The sequence below is a fragment of the Streptomyces sp. NPDC003034 genome (genome assembly GCF_053591375.1).
Genome location: NZ_JBSFTS010000006.1, coordinates 71,357 through 89,686 on the forward strand (window position 1 = coordinate 71,357; position 18,330 = coordinate 89,686).

The window sequence follows — 18,330 nt, forward strand, 5'->3', positions numbered from 1 at the left end:
GAAAGCGCTTTCACTGCCTTCAGACTAGGCCTGCTCATCCGGCTTCGGCAACACTCTTACGGGTGATGGAAAGCGCTTTCTTTCTGGGGCAGTATGGAGGCGACCGGAACGAATGACACGATGACTTGGAATCCAAGGGAGGTGTGCAAGATGGCGGTGACCCTCGCCGAGGTAGCGGCGCACGCGGGCGTATCGCCCGCCACGGTCTCGCGCGTACTGAACGGCGGCTATCCGGTGGCCGGGGGCACCCGGACCCGAGTGGAGCACGCAGTCGAGGAGCTCGGTTACATCGCCAACGGGCCCGCCCGCGCGCTCGCCGCCGCCACCTCCGACCTCGTAGGCGTCCTGGTCCACGATGTCGCGGACAGCTTCTTCGGCATCCTCGCCGGCTCCCTCCAGGGCGCCCTAGCGCCTGCGGGCCGGGCGGACGCCCGTCGGCTCGCCGTCGTCTGCAACACCGAAGGCGCGCCCGCGGCGGAACTGGCCTACCTCACCCTGCTGGAAGGCCAGCGCGCCGGCGGTGTCGTCCTCACCGGCGGGGCCGTCGAGGAGCCCGAGCACACCACCGCGCTAGCCGCCCGGATCGCGCGGATAGCGGGGACCGGCGCGCCGGTGGTCCTGTGCGGGAGACCGCCACTGCCCGTACCGGCAGGTCTCCCCGTCACCACGGTGCTGTTCGACGACCACGGCGGAGCCTTCCGTCTCGCCGAGCACCTCCTGACTCTCGGCCACCGGCGCATCGCCTACGTCGCGGGCCCAGCGGGACTGAGCACCACCCGGGAGCGACTCGCCGGCCACCAGGCAGCGCTGCTCCAGCACGACCCCGCCGTAGCCGAGGACTGCGCCGCCCTCACCGTGCACGCCGGCTTCGAGCGCGCCGCCGGATACGACGCCACCCGGGAACTGCTGCGACGTGCGAGGCCCTTCACCGCCGTGGCCGCGGCCAACGACACCGTCGCCACCGGTGTCGCGGCCGCCCTGCGGGAAGCCGGCATCAGGATCCCCGAGGACGTCTCGATAGCCGGCTTCGACGACCTGCCCTTCTGCGTGGACACCGCCCCCGCCCTCACCACCGTCCGGGTACCGCTGCGCGAGGCCGGAGCGCTGGCCGCACACCTGGTCACCGGCCGCCGTCCGCCACCGCCGGGCGGTATCACCACCCTGCCCACCGAGTTGATGGTGCGCGGCTCCACCGCGCCGCCCCCGAGGGAAGGCGGCCCACCGTGAAATACGCCTTCTCCACGCTCGGGCTGCCCGGCACGCCGCTTGACCGCAGCGCCGGCCTCGCGGCTGAGCACGGCTTCGACGGGCTGGAAGTGCGCGCCCACCCTGAGGAGCCGCTGCATCCAGACAGCTCGGCCGCCGTGCGGGCCGCCGGTCTGCGGACGCTGACGGCCGCCGGTGTCGCCGTCCTCGGGGTCGCCGGATACGCACGGGTGGCGGCGCCCGGCGCGGACGAGCCCGTCCGCGGCCAACTGCACGACCTCATCGGTCTCGCCGCGGATCTCGCAGCCCCCTACGTCCGGGTCTTTCCCGGCGGCGGGCAGGACCTGGCCGGGGCGGCCGCCGACGCCCTCGCCGTCCGCAGACTGGCGGCCTCGGCGCCGTTCGCCGAGCGGCACGGTGTGCGGATCCTGCTGGAGACGCACGACTCGCACCGCACCGGGGCCGCGGTCGCGCGGGTGCTGGACCGGGTCGGGCATCCCGCCGTCGGCGCGTTGTGGGACGTACTGCACACCTGGTTGGGGGGCGAGCAGCCTGCCGAGTCACGGCGAGTTCTCGCCGCGCACCTCGGCTACGCACAGGTCAAGGACGTGGCGTCGGCGCAGGAGCTCACCCCGCTCGGGCTGGGCTCGGGCGTGTTGCCGCTCGCCGATGTGGTGGCCGTCGCGCCGAGGGACGGCTGGCTGTGCTGGGAGTACGAGAAGCGCTGGCACCCCGCAGCCGCCGAGCTGCCGGAGCAACTCACGCACGGCCGTGAGTTTCTGGCCCGGCTGGTACGGGAGGCGGCGCGGGCGGAGGAGGCGGAGGAGGCGGTCGAGACCGGGTAGGCCGCCGCCGGGCCGAGGCAGGGCAGAGGGCGCAGCGGAGATCCGGGCCCTGCGCGCCGGTCCAGCGGGCGACACCCGCCCCGGTCGCCGGCGCACGCGACCGTGGGGTGTCCCGCCTTGCCCCGCCGGGTGCGGGTGTGTCTTGCCGGGGTTCTGATCCGCCCGGTATTTCTCCGTCCCGCCGGGGAATGTTCCGCCGCCGGGTGCCTTTCGTCTTCGCCCGGGTGTCTTCCCCACCGGGTGCGCCTGCGTGTTGGTGGGGCGTCTTCTGCGGTTGAGTGTGTCTTCGTCTCCGCCGGGGTGCCTCCCTTCACCGGGTGCGTCGGTGTCTTGGCGGGGTGCCTGGTGCTGCCCGGCGGATCTTTGCCTTCGGCCGGGCTTGTGGGCACGCCGGTGCGCCTGCTTCTGGGCAGGGCTGCCGGTTCCCCGCCGCGCATGTGTTCTGGAGGGGATACCCTGTCCTGCTCAGCCGGCCTTTGTCTGCGCCTCGATTTATTGGCCGCCGGGGTATGCCCGCGCCGGGGCGCGCGGTTCGTCCGGGCGGCCGGTGTCTTGGTGGGTGGCATGCTCCGCCCGACGGACCCTTGTCTTCGTCCGGGCTTGGCCCGTCGGGTGCGCCCGCCTCTGGGCTGGGCTGGCTGCTCCGTCCGGGGGCCTGTGTCTGGCGGGGGTGGGTTGCTCCACCCACGGACCTTTGTCTTCGTCCGGGCTTCGCGGTCCGCGGGGTGGGGCTGCCTCTGGGCTGGGGTGCGTGTTCCGCCCGGCGTGCCTGTGGCCTGGCGCGGGTGCCTTTGTCTGCGCGTGGGATTCTTGGCCGCCGGGCGCGCCTTGGTTGGGACGGCCGATGGCGGCCGTCTTGACAGGCGGGAATGGGTAATTGATCGAAACAGTCAGTTCGGGGCTTCGCCCCGGCGCTCATGGGCGGATCGTCAGGCGAGGGAGCAGTTCCAGATGCTGGCGCGGTCCGTCCTCCGTCGTGCCGCTCGGGTCCCGGGGTGTCAGGCGGTCCAGCAGGAGTCCGGCTGCCCGGGCGCCCACCTCGTATTTGGCCGGGGCCACCGACGACAGCGGTACGTCGGCCATGCCGGCCACCTCGTCGTCGTAGGTGATCACGGTCAGGTCCTCGTGCACCCGCACCCCGCGAGCCTGAAGGCGCGGGATCAGCATGATCGCGTCGGTGTCACTGTGGATCAGCGCGGCGGTCACACCGCCAGCCGTCACCGCCTCGCACAGGTAGTCCAGCGTCCGGGCGAACAGTTCGGCGTCCGAGAGCGGGCCCGGGCCGGCCGGCGGCCACGGCGGCGCGGGTTCCAGCCCGAGCGCGGCCACGGCCGCCTCGTACCCGGCCCGCAGTCGTGCCGAGGTCGGGGTGGTCCGGCTGGCCAGAGCGATCCGCCGGTGGCCGAGCCCCGCGAGGTGCTGCACCGCCCGCGCCGCGCCGTGCGCATGGTCGGAGGCGACCCGGTCCAGCGCCGCCGCCGGATGCCCCGGTGGCACCCACCGCTCCACCAGCACCGTCGGCACCGGCAGTTCCGCCGTCCATTGACCCTCGCCGGGACCGGGTGACCCGGCCTCCCAGTTCGGTGTCAGCAGCAGCCCGTGCGCGCCGGTGGACAGCAACCGGTCCGCCTGCGTCCGGTCCTCGCCCGGCAGGTACCGCGTCAGCCCTACGGTCAGCCGCGCCCCCCGCGCTTCGACCGCCTCGCGCGCTCCGCGTACGACATCGGCGTAGTAGTAGTCGGTCGTGGGCACCACCATCCCGACCACCAGCCCCTCGCCGTCGCCGGCCGTACCCGCCGCGCCAGAGGCGGACCACGACGGCCCGGCCGCACGGCCGGCAGCCGGCCCGTCGCCGCCCCCAGGTCTCCGGCCGGACTCCACGCGGCTGATCACGCCGTGCATCCGCTGGATCTCGCCCCGCGCCGCCATCGCCTCGATGTCCCGCCGCAAGGTGACGGGTGAGACGCCGAGCTCCTCGGCCAGCTCCGCCACACGCACGCTGCCCCGGGCCCGGACGAGCGCGAGCACCTGTGCCTGGCGCTGGTCTACGTGTGGTCTCACAGTCTCCCCCTGCTCTTCCCACGGCCTACGGCCTACGGCCCCTGCCACGGCCTCGCCACGGTCGGCACCTCCGCGGCCGGTGTCCCGCGCCGTCAGCGCCATCAGCGCCATCATAGGCAATGGAACCGATCGATTCGATCGATTCTGATCACCTGGTCATTGACGGTGTGGTCCAGCCGTTCATATATTCGGCGGGGTCCCGCACGTCACGGCATCTCGACCTCTCTCGGGAGTCAGCGCATGCTCACGCACGACCAGGACGGATTCCGGCGCGCGGAGCGCCCCCACCGCATCGTCTCGGGCGCCCTGCACTACTTCCGGGTCCACCCGGACCTGTGGGAGGACCGCCTGAAGCGGCTGCGCGCCCTCGGTGCGAACACGGTCGACACGTACGTCCCCTGGAACTTCCACGAGACCGCCCCCGGCCAGGCCGACTTCACCGGCTGGCGCGACCTCGGGCGTTTCCTGCGCATCGCCCAGGGCCTGGGCCTCGACGCCATCGTCCGCCCGGGCCCGTACATCTGCGCCGAGTGGGACCTCGGCGGACTGCCCGCCCGCCTCCTCGCCGTCGACGGCCTGTACCTGCGCTGCTCGGACCCCCGCTTCGAGGCCGAGGTGGACGGCTGGTTCGACCTCGTCGTCCCGGAGCTGCTGCCGCTCCTCGCCAGCCGTGGCGGCCCGGTGGTCGCCGTGCAGATCGAGAACGAATACGGCTCGTACGGCGATGACGCAAGCTACCGCGCCCATGTGGAGCGGGCCCTGGTCGAACGCGGCGTGGACTGCCTGCTGTTCACCGCCGACGGCCCCGAGGACGCCATGCTCCAGGGCGGCATGATCCCCGGCCGCCTCGCCACCGCCACCTTCGGTGCCCGCCCCACCGAACGCCTCGACGTCCTGCGCCGCTACCAGAAGACCGGCCCGCTGGCCGCGATGGAGTTCTGGATCGGCTGGTTCGACCACTGGGGCGAGGACCACCACGTGCGCGCCGCCGACGAAGTGGCCGACGCGCTGGACGAACTCCTCGCCACCGGCGCCTCCGTCAACCTCTACATGGCGCACGGCGGCACCAACTTCGGCTTCTGGGCCGGCGCCAACCACACCGGTGCCCGCCCCGGCGAGCCCGGCTACCAGCCCGCCGTCACCAGTTACGACTACGACGCGCCCATCGGTGAGGCCGGAGAACTCACGCCCAAGTTCCACGCCTTCCGCCGGGTCATCGGCAAGTACGTGCGCCTGCCCGACGAGCCGCTGCCCGAACCGCCGCCCCGCATCACCCCGGCCCGCGCCACCCCGGCGGGAACGGTTTCGCTGCTCGCCGCCCTGGCCACAGGCGTCCTCGGCGGCCCCGCACTCCTGCGTCCCGCACCCGAATCCATGGAACGGCTCGGCCAGAGCCACGGCCTGATCCACTACCGCACCACCATCACCGGCCCCCGCCCCGCCATGCCCGTCAGGATCGACGGACTCGGCGACCGTGCGTACGTCTTCGCTGACGGCGAGCCGCTCGGCATCCTCGACCGGAACAGGCCCGACGAAGGACTCGACCTCGCCGTCGGCGCGGCCGGCGTGGTCCTCGACGTACTCGTGCGCGCCCAGGGCCGCGTCAACTACGGGCCGCTGCTCGATGACCGCAAGGGCATCTGGCGCGGCGTACGCCACGGCCACCAGCAACTCTTCGAGTGGGAGATCCGCCCGCTGCCGCTCACCGACCTGACCGGCCTCGACTGGTCGGCGTCGACGCGGCCCGGCGCCGCGCCGGTGGACGGCCACCCTGCATTCCACCGCTTCACCCACGCCCTCCCGCACGAGCCGGCCGACGCCTTCCTCGACGTGTCGGGCTGGGGGACCGGCCTCATCTGGCTGAACGGTTTCCTCCTCGGCCACTACGACACTCCGCGCGGCCCGCAGCGCACCCTCTACGCCCCCGGGCCGCTGTGGCGCACCGGCCAGAACGAGATCATCGTTCTCGAACTGGAGCGTCCCGGCACCGGCTTGCCGCTGCGCGACCAGCCCGACCTCGGCCGCCCCACGGTCGTCACCCTCCAGTGAGAGAAGCTCCTCACATGAAGCGAACGAGTGCCCGTCTCGCCGACGGCCGCGAAATCCTCTACTACGACGCGGACCACACCGACGGCCCGCAGGCGACGGCCGGTACGGAGAGCAGTACGGAACGCGCCGTCCCCGACACCCGCACGCTCGACGCGTCCGCCACCGTCTCCGAAGTGCGCCGCGACCCCATGCTCGGCGATCCCGTCGTCATCGCCTCGCACCGCCAGGACCGCACCCACCTACCGCCCGCCGACGCCTGCCCGCTGTGCCCCTCCACCGAAGGCCGCGCGAGCGAGATCCCCGCCCCCGACTACGAAGTGGCCGTCTTCGAGAACCGCTTCCCCTCCCTCGCCGGCGACACCGGACGCTGCGAGGTCATCTGCTTCACCCCCGACCACCTGACCTCCTTCGCCGACCTCGACGAGGAACGCGCCGCGCTCGTCCTGGCCGCCTGGACCGACCGCACCGCCGAACTGTCCGCCCGCAAGGGCGTCGAGCAGGTCTACTGCTTCGAGAACCGGGGCGCCGAGATCGGCGTCACCCTCGGGCACCCGCACGGGCAGATCTACGCCTTTCCCTTCATCACCCCGCGCACCACCCGCATGCTGGCCACCGTCGCGGCCCACCGCACGCGCACCGGCGGCAACCTCTTCGAGGAGGTCCTCGCCGCCGAGCGCGCCGCCCCCGCCGCCCGCAGCCGCGTCGTCCTCGCCGCGGAGCACTGGACCGCCTTCGTCCCCTACGCGGCGCGCTGGCCGTACGAGGTCCACCTCTACCCGCACCGACGGGTCCCCGACCTGCCCGCCCTGGGGGAGGCGGCCCGAGCCGAGTTCCCCGGGGTGTATCTGGAACTGCTGCGCCGCTTCGACCGGCTCTTCGACCGGCCCGATCCGACCCCTTACATCTCCGCCTGGCACCAGGCACCCACCGGCGAGGGCCGCGCCGACTTCGCGCTCCACCTGGAGCTGTTCACCGTCCGCCGCAGCGCGGACAAGCTGAAATACCTCGCCGGTACCGAATCCGGGATGGAGGCCTACATGAACGACGTCCGGCCGGAGGACGCGGCCGCGCGCCTGCGGGAGGTGGCAAGCCGGTGAGCCGCACCGCGCGGGAGTTCCAGGAGCTGTACGGGTACCCGCCCGAGGGGGTCTGGGCGGCCCCCGGCCGGGTCAACCTGATCGGCGAGCACACCGACTACAACGACGGCTTCGTCCTCCCCTTCGCCCTCGCGCAGCGCACCGAGGTCGCCGCCGCCCGCCGCACCGACGGCGCCCTCCGGTTCCACTCCGCCGACATCTCCTCCGGTGTGGTGACCCTCGACCTGGCCGGACTGGATCCCGAGCGGCTCCCGCAGGGCGCCGCCCGCTGGGCCGCGTACCCGGCGGGTGTGGTGTGGGCCTTCCTGGACGCCGGTCTTCCGGTCGAGGGCGTCGATCTGCACGTACGCTCCGAGGTGCCCGCCGGGGCCGGCCTGTCCTCCTCCGCGGCGCTGGAGGTGGCCACCGCGCTGGCCCTCAGCGAGCTGTGCGGGCTGCGGCTGACGCGGCCCGAACTGGCCGCGCTGGCCCGGCGCGCGGAGAACGCGTACGTCGGCGTCCCCTGCGGGGTGATGGACCAGATGGCCTCCGCGTGCGCCACCGAGGGGCAGGCCCTCCACCTGGACACGCGCACGCTCGAACAGCGGCACATCCCCTTCGACTGCGCGGCGGCGGGCCTGCGCCTCCTCGTCATCGACACCCGGGTCCAACACGACCTCGCCGACGGGGCGTACGCCGAGCGCCGGGCCTCGTGCCACGAGGCGGCCGCGGCGCTGGGCGTACCGGCGCTGCGCGACCTGGCGTACGAGGGGCTGGAGCGGGAGCTGGCCCGCCTGCACGACCCGGTGGTGCGCAAGCGGGTGCGGCACGTCGTCAGTGAGAACCAACGCGTCGAGCGGATGGAGGAGTTGCTGCGCGCGGGGCGGCTGCGGGAGACGGGCCAGCTGCTCACCGAGGGGCATGCCTCGCTGCGCGACGACTACGAGGTCTCGTGCCCGGAGCTCGACTTGGCGGCGGACACGGCTTCTGCGGCGGGCGCGTACGGGGCCCGGATGACGGGCGGCGGCTTCGGTGGCTCGGCGCTGGCCCTGATCGACGCGGACGCCGAGACGGCGGTGGCGCGGGCGGTGACGGAGGCCTTCCGCACGGCGGGCTTCACGCCGCCCCGCATCACGGCGGCGGCGCCGGCCGCGGGCGCGGAGCGCATCGCCTGAGCCGCCGGGCCGCGTCACTCCGGACCGGGCGGCGGGGCGGCACTCAGGCGTCCGCGGCTCAGCGACGCACCCCCGCCACCCCGCCCGCGCCGGGCGGCCCTCCCGCTCAGGACACGATGTCCTTGCGGGAGAAGCCCCGGAACGCCAGAGCGAACAGCACCAGCGCGTACGACACCGACACGGCCGTCCCCTTGATCATCCCGCCCCACTCCAACTGCGGCTGCAACGCGTCCGCCCAGGCGAACTGCCAGTGCGCCGGCAGGAACTCCCGCCACGAGCCGAGCGCCGTCACCGCGTCCAGGACGTTGCCGACGATCGTCAGCCCCACCGCCCCGCCCACCGCTCCCAGCGGTGCGTCCGTACGCGTGGACAGCCAGAACGCCAGGCCGGCCGTGACCAGCTGCGACAAGAAGATGAAGGCCACCGCCAGGGCCAGCCGCGGCACGGTGTCCGCGGTCGCGAGGGCCCCGCCCGTGGGCAGCTTCAGCGGTCCCCAGCCGTACGCCGCGGTGCCCGCGGCCAGCGCCACCACCGCCAGCAGCACCATCGCCGCCAAGCTGAAGGCCAGCGCCACCACCAGCTTGCTCCACAGCAGCCGCGCCCTCGGTACCGGCGAGGCCAGCAGGTAGCGCAGCGAGGACCAGCTCGCCTCCGAGGCGACCGTGTCCCCGCAGAACAGCGCCACCGGCACCACCAGCAGGAACCCGGCCGAGACGAACAGACAGGTGGCGGCGAAATTCCCGCCCGAGGCCGTGGCCGTGTCGATCAGGGTGATCCGGCCGTTCCCGCCGCCCGGACCCTCATCCGGCCCGCCGCCCACCGCGAACGCGATGATCATGATGAAGGGCAGCGCGGCGAGTACCCCGCCCATCACCAGCGTCCGCCGTCGGCGCCACTGCCGCAGCGCTTCCACGCGCAGCGGCAGCGTACGGCCCGCCCGGTAGCCGGGGGCCACCTCCCGCACCGTCCTCGTGCTCGTGCTCGTGCTCATGCCGAACCTCCGATCAGGGTGAGGAAGGCGTCCTCCAGCCGTCGGTGCGGCCCGACTCCCGTCACCGGCACCTCCAGCCGTACGAGTTCGGCGACCAGCCCGGCGGGCGTCGCGCCTTCGAGCCGTACGAGCAGCCCGTCCTCGGCGGCCACCACGGAACCCACTCCTTCCAGCGCCGCCACCTTCTCGACGCTGACCCCGTCCACGGGGCCCGCCACCGTCACCAGCAGGGTGTCCCCGCCGCCGGTGATCTCGGCGACCTCGCCCGCCGCCACCCGCTGCCCGCGGTCCATGACCACCAGGTGCGTACAGGTCTGCTCCACCTCCGACAGCAGGTGGCTGGAGACGATGACCGTCCGCCCGCCCGCCGCGTAGCGGATCATCACGTCGCGCATCTCCCGGATCTGCGGCGGGTCCAGGCCGTTCGTCGGCTCGTCGAGGATCAGCAGGTCCGGCATTCCGAGCATGGCCTGCGCGATCGCGAGCCGCTGGCGCATGCCCTGCGAGTACGTGCGCACCGCGCGCTCCAGCGCGTCGCCCAGCCCGGCGATCTCCAGGGCCTCTGCCATGTGCGAGTCCTCGGCCGGGCGCCCCGTCGCCTGCCAGTACAGCTCCAGGTTGGCCCGGCCCGTCAGGTGCGGCAGGAAGCCCGCGCCCTCCACGAACGCCCCGACCCGTGACAGCACCGGAGCTCCGGCCCGCACCGCGTGGCCGAACACCCGGATCTCTCCGGCGTCCGGAGAGATCAGCCCCATCAGCATCCGCAGCGTGGTGGTCTTCCCGGCCCCGTTGGGCCCGAGCAGCCCCAGCACCTGCCCCTTCTCCACCCGGAAGGAAAGGTCCCGCACCGCGTAGCGGTCCTGCGCCTTCGCGTACCGCTTCGTCAGTCCGGTGATTTCCAGCGGTACGTCGGCCAGCGCGGCCTCCGGCTGCGGTACCCCGGCCGGTGCCCCCGCGGCCCCGCGGCCGGTCCTGCGGATCCCGAGCAGCGCCGCGGCCAGCGCCGCCGCGCCCAGCGGCAGCCCCCAGGTCCAGGCGGGCAGCGTGGCCGCGGCCGTGCGCACCCCGGCGGCGACGGGGACGGCCAGCGGGCCCTCCACCGACACCGTGTAGGCGGCCGGCGCGGCCGGGGTCGCGTAGGCCAGGTCCGTCGCGGCGACCACCAGCCGCAGCCGGTGGCCGGCTTCGACGGAGTGGTCGATCGCCGGCAGCCTCAGGGCGACGCTCACGCCCTGCCGCGCGTTCTCCACCCGCACCGGGGCGACCAGCTGGCTCGGCAGCACCTGCTGCCGGCCGTCCGGCCCGACGTCGTACACCTTGCCGAACAGTACGGCGGAACCGTCCGCGGCTGTCGACCTCACCTTCAGGGTGACGGTCGGGGTCCCGGTGATCCGTACGTCCTCCGCCAGCGGCTCCGACTGGAAGCCGGCGTGCTGGCCGGGGAAGTCCAGCGAGAGCCCGGCTCCGAAGGCGGCGAGCTGGCCGCCGATCCCGGGCAGGGAGGACAGGGCGGGGGGCGCGCCGCCCGCCGGATTGGCGAAGGTCTGCTCGCGTCCGCTCAGCGCGAAGTCCCGCGGGCCGGAGGTGAGACCGGGGTAGCGCTCGCCGCTCGCGCCGCGCAGTTTCACCTCCCCGTCGGTGGAGTCGATGCCGCCGGAGCGCGAGACCCGGAAGGCCGGTCCCGGGTCGGCGCCCGCGTCCCCCTTGAGGTAGCGGTCGAACCAGGCGGCCACCCGGGCCTCGGCACGGCCGGCCTCGCGCATACCGCCGTCGTGACCGCCGGCCGCCCAGTCGACGGAGACGGGAGCACCGTTCGCCGCGATGGCCTGCGCCATGGCATCGGCCTGGTCCAGCGGGAAGAGGGAGTCGTCCTGGCCCTGGATGATGAGGGTCGGCACCTTGATGGAGGCCGCGACGGCGGACGGGCTGCGCTGCTCCAGCAGGTCGCGGGCCTCGGGGTCGGGTTTCCCGGCCACGGCGACCCGCTCGTACATGGCGCACAGCTCGGGCTGGAACCGCCCGCAGCCCGGGGCGGCCGCCGCATCGGGGCCCTGGGCGTCGGGGCCTTGGGCGTCGGGACCTTGAGTGTCGGGGCCCTGGGGTGCGGTCCCCGGAGCCGTCCCCCGTGCCGGGCCTTGCGGTGCCATCCCGCCGGACGAGCCGGTCGTGAAGAAGATGCCGGCCCACAGCTTCTTGAAGACGCCGCTCGGGAAGAGGGAGTCCGCGAGGTTCCAGTAGGTGATCTGCGGAGCGATCGCGTCCACCCGCCGGTCGTATCCGGCCGCCAGCAGCGACACGGCGCCTCCGTAGGAGGCCCCCGACACGCCGACCCGCGGATCGCCGTCCGCGTCGAGCCGCACCTCGGGGCGGGTCGCGAGCCAGTCGATGAGCCGGGAGACGTCCTTGACCTCGTGTTCGGGGTCGTTGAGCCCGATCCGGCCGCCGGAGCGGCCGAAGCCGCGCGCCGACCAGGTCAGTACGGCGTACCCCTCGCGGGCCAGCGCTTCCGCCTGCTTGCGCAGATCCTCCTTGCTGCCGCCGAAACCGTGCCCGAGGAGCACTGCGGGACGTTTTCCGTCCGCGCCGTCCCCGGAGCCGTTTCCCGCGCCGTCCCCGCCGCCCGCGGTGAAGTACGAGGTGTCGATCCCGGCACCGGGCATGCTCAGTACGTGGTCCTCGCGGTGTACGGCGGGCGCGTCGCCGGAGGCGGCGGTGGCCGTCCACGTACCGGCTCCCGCGACGACGGCGAGCGCGGCGACCCCCGCGAGGAGGCGGCCTCGGCGTCGCCGGAGCAGTCGTGGCTTCAGCCCGGTCAGTCGTGGCTTCATACGGAAACCCTAAACGCACGGACGCCCGTCCCCCGAGCGCCCGGAGGGGGAAGTCCCGACCTCCTCAGGGACTACGCGGGCCGCCCCGTGTACCGCGCCTGCTGTACACCGCCGTCCCCGGTCCGACCTGCGGGCTACGCCGACGGGCGGGAGGATGGCCGCATGCTGCTGGCCGACGTCGCACGCGTGTCCCGGGAGGTCGCCGAAACCTCCGCCCGGTCCCGGAAGACAGCCCTGCTCGCGGAGTTGTTCGCCGCCGCGCCCCCCGAGGAGGCCGGCCTGGTCATCTCCTACCTGGCCGGGAGCCTTCCCCAGGGCCGCCCGGGCATCGGCTGGCGGGCCCTCGGCCGAGCCGTCACCCCGGCATCGGCCCCCTCCCTCACCCTGCGCGCCGTCGACGCGGCGGTGAGCGAACTCGCCGCCGTCGCGGGTACGGGGGCGCAGGCCGAGCGGTACCGGATCCTCGACGCCCTGCTGGGCGCGGCCACCGAGCCGGAGCAGGCGTTCCTGCGCAGCCTGCTGTCGGGCGAAGTGCGCCAGGGCGCGCTCGACGCGGTGGCCCTGGAAGGTGTGGCCGCTGCCGCCGGGGTACCGGCCGCGGACCTGCGCCGCGCCGTGATGCTCGACGGCTCGCTGCCCAGGGTCGCGGTGGCCGTGCTCGCCGGGGGAGCGGAGGCACTCGGCGGCTTCACCCTCCGCGTCGGGCAGCCCGTACAGCCCATGCTGGCGAACACCGCGAAGTCCGTGACGGAGGCCCTCGCCGCACTCGGGCCCTGCGTGGTGGAGGAGAAACTCGACGGGATCCGGGTCCAGGTCCACCGTGAGGGGGACGCCGTACGGGTGTACACGCGCTCCCTGGACGAGATCACCGACCGGCTGCCGGAAGTGGCCGAGCTGGCCCGGTCGCTGCCCGGGGAGCGGTTCATCCTCGACGGCGAGGTCATCGGCCAGACGGCGGACGGGCGTCCGGTGCCGTTCCAGGAGGTAGCGAGCCGGGTGGGCTCCCGGGTGGACGTCGAGGCGGCCCGGCGGACGCTGCCGGTGCTCCCGTACTTCTTCGACGTACTGGCCGCCGGGCACGACGTCCTGCTCGACGCCACGGTCCGCGAGCGCTACCAGACCCTCGCCGGCCTCGTACCCCCCAGCGCCCGGGTCCGCAGGCTCGTCGTCGACGATCCGGGGACGCAGGTGGCCGAGGCCGAGGAGTTCTGGGCGCAGACGCTGCTGCGCGGCCACGAGGGGGTGATGGTCAAGTCCCTCGACTCGGCCTACGCGGCCGGCCGACGCGGCAAATACTGGCTCAAGGTAAAGCCGGTCCACACCCTGGACCTGGTGGTGCTCGCCGCCGAATGGGGCCACGGGCGGCGCACCGGACTGCTGTCGAACCTGCACCTGGGCGCGCGCACCGCCGACGGCACGTACGCGATGCTGGGCAAGACGTTCAAGGGGCTCACCGACGTCATGCTGCGCTGGCAGACGGACCGGCTGCGCCGGCTGGCGGTCTCGGACGACGGCTTCACCGTGCACGTACGACCCGAGCTGGTGGTGGAGATCGCCTACGACGGCCTGCAGCGCTCCCCGCGCTACCCGGCCGGCGTCGCCCTGCGCTTCGCACGCGTGCTGCGCCACCGTCCGGACAAGAGCGCCGCGGAGGCCGACACCGTGGAGACGGTGCTGGGGGAGGGCAGCACCGGATGAGTTTGCCTCAGAGGCAAGCTGATTTGCCCACTAGGTAAACGGAGGGCTCAATGGGCGTATGACATCCGGTCCCGACCCCGCCCGGTCCGCGACTGCCGCCCACGCGGATGCGGCCGCCGACGACGCAGCCACCGAAGGCGCGGCCGCCGAAGACGGCCTCGACGCGTTGCCCGCCGTGGCGCCTCAACTGCGCGAACTGCGCCGCCGCGCCGGACTCACCCTCGAAGCCGCCGCCGCGCGGGCCCGGCTGTCGCCCGCCCATCTCTCCCGCCTGGAGACCGGCCGCCGCCAGCCCTCGCTGCCGCTCCTGCTCGGGCTCGCCCGCACCTACGGTACGACCGTCTCCGAGCTGCTCGGCGAAACCGCGGCCGTCGCCGATCCGATCGTACGGGCCGGCGGCCCCGGCGCCCGCGAGGCCGACGGGTGGACGTACTGGCAGGCCGGCGGCTCCGGCCGGGGCATGCAGGCGCTGCGCGTGCACGTCCCGCTCCCGGCCGCCGGCGGCAGGGGCGCGCGGGGCCGCGGCCAGGGGGAGCTGGTCCGCGTACATCCCGGCGAGGAATGGCTGTACGTCCTCGGCGGGCGGCTGCGGCTGCACCTGGGGGAGACGGAGTACCTGCTGGAGCCGGGCGACAGCGCCCATTTCGACTCGCTCACCCCGCACCGGATCGCAGCGGCCGACTCCGGCGGCGCCGACCTGCTGTTCGTCCACACCTTGCTGCAGAGCAGCCTCGCCGGGCTGTGCCTCGGCGGCGGCGCCACCACGTCCCACTGAGACCCGAGGAGTCCCCCCATGTCGCGCATCGAGTCCAGGTTTCCGCGCGGTCTGGTCATCAGGCTGATCGCCTACCTGTTCGTCGGCCACCTCTTCGCCTTCTTCGTCTACCTCCTCTTCGTCCTGGGCGCCGCGAACCAGTGACGAGGCGCCCCGTCCCCGCTCCCGGGTCGGGCGCTCGCCGCTCTGGAAACCTGCAGGTCCTGTCGCTACCCTCCGCGCATGATTTCCACGGTTGTCTGGGGTACCGGCAATGTCGGCCGTTCGGCCATCCGTGCCGTCGAGGCCCATCCAGCGCTCAGGCTCGTCGCCGTCATCGTGCACGACCCGGCCAAGGTGGGCCGCGACGCGGGTGAACTCGCCGGGCTGGCATGCCCCTTGGGCGTCGCGGCCACCGACGACAGCGAAGCCGTACTGGCCGCCCGCCCCCAGGCCGTCGTGTACGCGGCCTCCGGGGACCTGCGCCCCGACGAAGCCCTCGCCGACATCACCCGGGCGATCCGGTGCGGGGCGGTGGTCGTGAGCCCCGCGCTGTACCCGCTCTACGACCACCGCGGCGCCCCGCCGGAATTCCGGGATCCGGTGCTGGCCGCCATCGCCGAAGGCGGCGGCTCGCTCTTCGCCTCCGGCGTCGACCCGGGCTGGGGCAACGACGTACTCCCGCTCCTGCTCAGCGGATTGGGCACCAGCATCGACGCCATCCGCTGCCAGGAGATCTTCGACTACTCCACCTACGAGCAACCGGACTCCGTCCGCGACCTCGTCGGCATGGGCCGGCCCATGGACTACCAGCCGATGATGCTCATGCCGTCGGTCCCCACCATGGTGTGGGGCGGGCAGATACGGATGATGGCCCGCGCCCTCGGGGCCGAACTCGACGGGATCCGCGAGACATCGCAGCGGCGCGCGCTCGACACCACCGTGACCACCCGATCCATGGGGGCGTTCGAGGCCGGCACCCAGGGCGCGATCCGGTTCGAAGTACAGGGCATCGTCGAGGGCGAACCCCGCATCGTCATCGAACACGTCACCCGCATCCACCCCTCCTGCGCGCCGGACTGGCCGCTGCCTCCCGGCGGCGGTGACGGCGCCCACCGGGTCGTCATCGAAGGCCGCCCCCGCATCGAGGTCACCGTCGAAGCGACCGACGAGGGGGAGAACCGCTCCGCCGGAGGCAACGCCACCGCCGTCGGCCGCCTCGTGAGCGCTATCGACTGGCTCATCGAGGCGGAGCCCGGACTGTACGACGCCCTCGACGTCCCGCTGCGCCCCGCCATCGGCAGACTCGGAAGGAAACAGCGATGAGAATCGACATCCCCGAAGGCCGGCACCCGATCGAATACGTCTGGGGCGACATGGTGCCCGGCATCGGGACGGCCGCCGCGAACTTCTCCCTGTCGGTGTACGCCCACACGACGCTGGGTCTGCGCGAGTTCGAAGCCGCCCGGCTGCGGGTGGCGCAGATCAACGGATGCGTCTTCTGCCTCGACTGGCGCACCGAACGGGAGGGCGAGAAGGTCGAGGAAGGATTTTCCGACGCCGTCACCGACTGGCGCACCACCGACGCCTTCGACGACCGGACTCGGCTGGCGGCGGAATACGCCGAGCGCTACACCCTCGATCACCACGGCCTGGACGAGGCATTCTGGGACCGGATGACCGCGCACTACAGCCAGCTGGAGATCGTGGAGCTGACGATGAGCCTCGGGTCCTGGCTGGCCTTCGGCCGCCTCAACCACGTGCTGGGTCTCGACAGCGTCTGCGTACTGCCGGGGCACTGACATGCCGCCGGGGCCGTGACGGGTCCCGGTACCGGCATGGGTTCGGTGCTGGGACGGGTCCGGTACCGGTATGGGCCGGGGCCGCTCGGGGTCTCCGATCGGCCCCGGCTCCTGAGCGCACGCGCGCAGGGCTACAAGTCGGTGGCGATGATCTTCTCGATGTTGCGTTCGGCGAGCGCCGTGATGGTGACGAACGGGTTGACGCTGGTGTTGCCGGGGATGAGCGCGCCGTCGATCACGTACAGACCCGGGTAGCCGTGCAGGCGCCCGTAGTTGTCCGTGGCCTCGTTCAGGACCGCGCCGCCGAGCGGGTGGTAGGTGAGGTGGTCGCCCCAGATCTTGTGGGTGCCGAAGAGGTCCGTCCGGTAGATCGTCCCCTCCTTCGAGTTGATCCGGTCGAAGATGGTCTTCGCCATGTCGATCGAGGGCTGCTTCCACGCCGTCTGCCAGTCCAGTTCCACCTTGCCGGCCGCCGCGTTCCAGGAGAACTGGGCGCGGTGCGGGTTCTTGGTGATGGACAGGTAGAAGGAGGCGTAGGTCTCGATCCCCGTCGGCAGCGGTGCGACCTCGGCGAAGGCGCCGCCCGCGTCCCAGTTGTCGATGCCTCCGCAGGGGATGGCGGACTGGACCTTGCCGGTCGCGTCCCACATGTGGTTGGCGCGGCCGCACATGACGTTGCCGTTGTCTCCCCAGCCCGTGCCGACCCGGCCGTTCAGGCGGGGGAGGACGCCGGTGGCCTTCAGCTTGACGAGCAGTTTGCTGGTGCCGATGCTGCCGGCCGCGAAGAACACCCGGCCGGAGGTGACGGTCTTGGTGGCCGTGACGTCGCCGCTCGTGTTCAGCTGCTCGATGGTGACGGTGAAGCCTCCGCCGGACCCCGGGGCTACCGAAGTCACCCGGTGCAGGGGCGAGATGGTGACCTTGCCCGTGGCCCTGGCGGCCGCGAGATAGGTCTGCTGGAGCGACTTCTTGCCGTAGTTGTTGCCGTAGAGGATCTCTCCGCCCACCGCCGACTTGGGGACGGTGCCGGCGGCCTCCTTCTTCATGTAGTCCCAGTCGTACACGTCGGGGACGAAGACGAAGGGGAAGCCCGAGCGCTGGGCGTGCTTGCGGCCGACGCGGGCGTACTGGTAGCAGTCGACGGTGTCGAACCAGGCCGGGTCGATGAGGCTGACCCCGAGCCCGGCGTTGGCCCGCGGGTAGTAGGTGCCGTACATCTCCTCGGCGTCCACCGACGGCAGGATACTGCTGAAGTTCCGCCTCTTGGGGGTCACGGCCATGCCCCCGTTGACGAGCGAGCCGCCGCCCACGCCCCGGCCCTGGTAGACGAGGATGCCGCCCATCTCCTCGGCGTCGAGGATGCCGGTGTACTTGGGCACGTCCTTGTCGATCGGGAAGCCGAGGAAGTTGCTGAGGGGCGCCTTGGTCCTGGTGCGCAGCCAGTAGGACCGGTAATCCGGTGCGGTGGTGTGGGCGAAGATCTTGCCGTCACTGCCCGGGGTGTCCCAGGCCATGCCCATTTCGACCATGTGCACGTCGACCCCGCCCTGCGCCAGGCGCAGGGCGGCGACGGAACCCCCGTACCCGGTACCGATCACCAGGACGGGGACGCTCGCCCCGCTCTTGATCGTGACGGGAGCAGCGGTTCCGGCGGCATGCGCCGCCCGGGCGGCGCTGACGTGGCCGGCGAGAGCGGCGGCCCCGAGGATAGAACTCGTTCTAGTGATGAATCCACGGCGTGAAAACCCGTTGGGGTCGCGACTGCCGTTGTGGGGAACGGCGCTTTCGTTCATGTGATGTTCCTCACTCTTGCTGAATGGGAACGAGTTCTACTGCCGGGTGGCT

General features: G+C 72.9%; 14 protein-coding genes. 10 read left to right on the forward strand and 4 right to left on the reverse strand.

The window, feature by feature from the left end; genetic code table 11:
* Positions 1 to 150: 150 nt before the first annotated feature.
* Entirely contained in the window at positions 151 to 1,227 is a 1,077-nt protein-coding gene (locus ACWDX7_RS09525) for a LacI family DNA-binding transcriptional regulator (RefSeq protein ID WP_451490913.1), read from the forward strand.
* Entirely contained in the window at positions 1,224 to 2,051 is an 828-nt protein-coding gene (locus tag ACWDX7_RS09530; protein ID WP_451490842.1) for a sugar phosphate isomerase/epimerase family protein, read from the forward strand. The genes ACWDX7_RS09525 and ACWDX7_RS09530 overlap by 4 nt, the downstream gene beginning before the upstream one ends.
* A gap of 915 nt (positions 2,052 to 2,966) precedes the next feature.
* On the opposite strand, the gene ACWDX7_RS09535 is transcribed toward ACWDX7_RS09530, so the two are convergent.
* Positions 2,967 to 4,112 carry a substrate-binding domain-containing protein gene (locus ACWDX7_RS09535; RefSeq protein ID WP_451490841.1) on the reverse strand — a complete coding sequence of 382 codons (1,146 nt, stop codon included), beginning with the start codon at positions 4,110 to 4,112 and terminating at the stop codon, positions 2,967 to 2,969.
* Positions 4,113 to 4,352: 240 nt separating this feature from the next.
* Here ACWDX7_RS09535 and ACWDX7_RS09540 point away from each other — a divergent pair, with 240 nt between their 5' ends.
* The 3 genes from ACWDX7_RS09540 to galK are packed head-to-tail and all read left to right on the forward strand — an operon-like array spanning position 4,353 to position 8,412.
* Complete coding sequence (locus tag ACWDX7_RS09540; protein WP_451490840.1) at positions 4,353 to 6,161, forward strand: glycoside hydrolase family 35 protein; 1,809 nt, start codon at positions 4,353 to 4,355, stop codon at positions 6,159 to 6,161.
* Between the two features lie 14 nt (positions 6,162 to 6,175).
* Positions 6,176 to 7,258, forward strand: a complete 1,083-nt coding sequence (galT, locus tag ACWDX7_RS09545; protein ID WP_451490839.1) for a galactose-1-phosphate uridylyltransferase — start codon at positions 6,176 to 6,178, stop codon at positions 7,256 to 7,258.
* On the forward strand, positions 7,255 to 8,412 hold the full coding sequence (gene galK, locus ACWDX7_RS09550) for a galactokinase (RefSeq protein ID WP_451490838.1): 1,158 nt from the start codon (positions 7,255 to 7,257) through the stop codon (positions 8,410 to 8,412). Before galT ends, galK begins: the two co-directional genes overlap by 4 nt.
* 106 nt (positions 8,413 to 8,518) lie before the next feature.
* On the opposite strand, the gene ACWDX7_RS09555 is transcribed toward galK, so the two are convergent.
* Entirely contained in the window at positions 8,519 to 9,403 is an 885-nt protein-coding gene (locus ACWDX7_RS09555) for an ABC transporter permease (RefSeq protein WP_451490837.1), read from the reverse strand.
* Positions 9,400 to 12,231, reverse strand: coding sequence for an alpha/beta fold hydrolase (locus tag ACWDX7_RS09560; protein WP_451490836.1), 2,832 nt, complete (start codon positions 12,229 to 12,231; stop codon positions 9,400 to 9,402). The genes ACWDX7_RS09555 and ACWDX7_RS09560 overlap by 4 nt, the downstream gene beginning before the upstream one ends.
* Positions 12,232 to 12,393: 162 nt before the next feature.
* Between ACWDX7_RS09560 and ACWDX7_RS09565 the strand changes: the two genes are divergently transcribed.
* The 5 genes from ACWDX7_RS09565 to ACWDX7_RS09585 all read left to right on the forward strand — a co-directional run bounded on the left by ACWDX7_RS09565 (position 12,394) and on the right by ACWDX7_RS09585 (position 16,485).
* Positions 12,394 to 13,929, forward strand: coding sequence for an ATP-dependent DNA ligase (locus tag ACWDX7_RS09565; RefSeq protein WP_451490835.1), 1,536 nt, complete (start codon positions 12,394 to 12,396; stop codon positions 13,927 to 13,929).
* Positions 13,930 to 13,987: 58 nt separating this feature from the next.
* Positions 13,988 to 14,704, forward strand: a complete 717-nt coding sequence (locus ACWDX7_RS09570) for a helix-turn-helix domain-containing protein (RefSeq protein WP_451490834.1) — start codon at positions 13,988 to 13,990, stop codon at positions 14,702 to 14,704.
* Positions 14,705 to 14,722: 18 nt separating this feature from the next.
* A complete protein-coding gene (locus ACWDX7_RS09575; RefSeq protein WP_451490833.1) occupies positions 14,723 to 14,848 on the forward strand; it encodes a DUF6126 family protein in 126 nt (41 codons plus the stop codon).
* A 78-nt stretch (positions 14,849 to 14,926) separates the two neighbouring features.
* Positions 14,927 to 16,009: an NAD(P)H-dependent amine dehydrogenase family protein gene (locus ACWDX7_RS09580; protein ID WP_451490832.1), complete on the forward strand. Its 1,083-nt coding sequence runs from the start codon at positions 14,927 to 14,929 to the stop codon at positions 16,007 to 16,009.
* Complete coding sequence (locus ACWDX7_RS09585) at positions 16,006 to 16,485, forward strand: carboxymuconolactone decarboxylase family protein (RefSeq protein WP_451490831.1); 480 nt, start codon at positions 16,006 to 16,008, stop codon at positions 16,483 to 16,485. The genes ACWDX7_RS09580 and ACWDX7_RS09585 overlap by 4 nt, the downstream gene beginning before the upstream one ends.
* Before the next feature lie 131 nt (positions 16,486 to 16,616).
* On the opposite strand, the gene ACWDX7_RS09590 is transcribed toward ACWDX7_RS09585, so the two are convergent.
* Positions 16,617 to 18,278: a GMC oxidoreductase gene (locus ACWDX7_RS09590; protein ID WP_451490830.1), complete on the reverse strand. Its 1,662-nt coding sequence runs from the start codon at positions 18,276 to 18,278 to the stop codon at positions 16,617 to 16,619.
* Between the last annotated feature and the right edge of the window lie 52 nt (positions 18,279 to 18,330).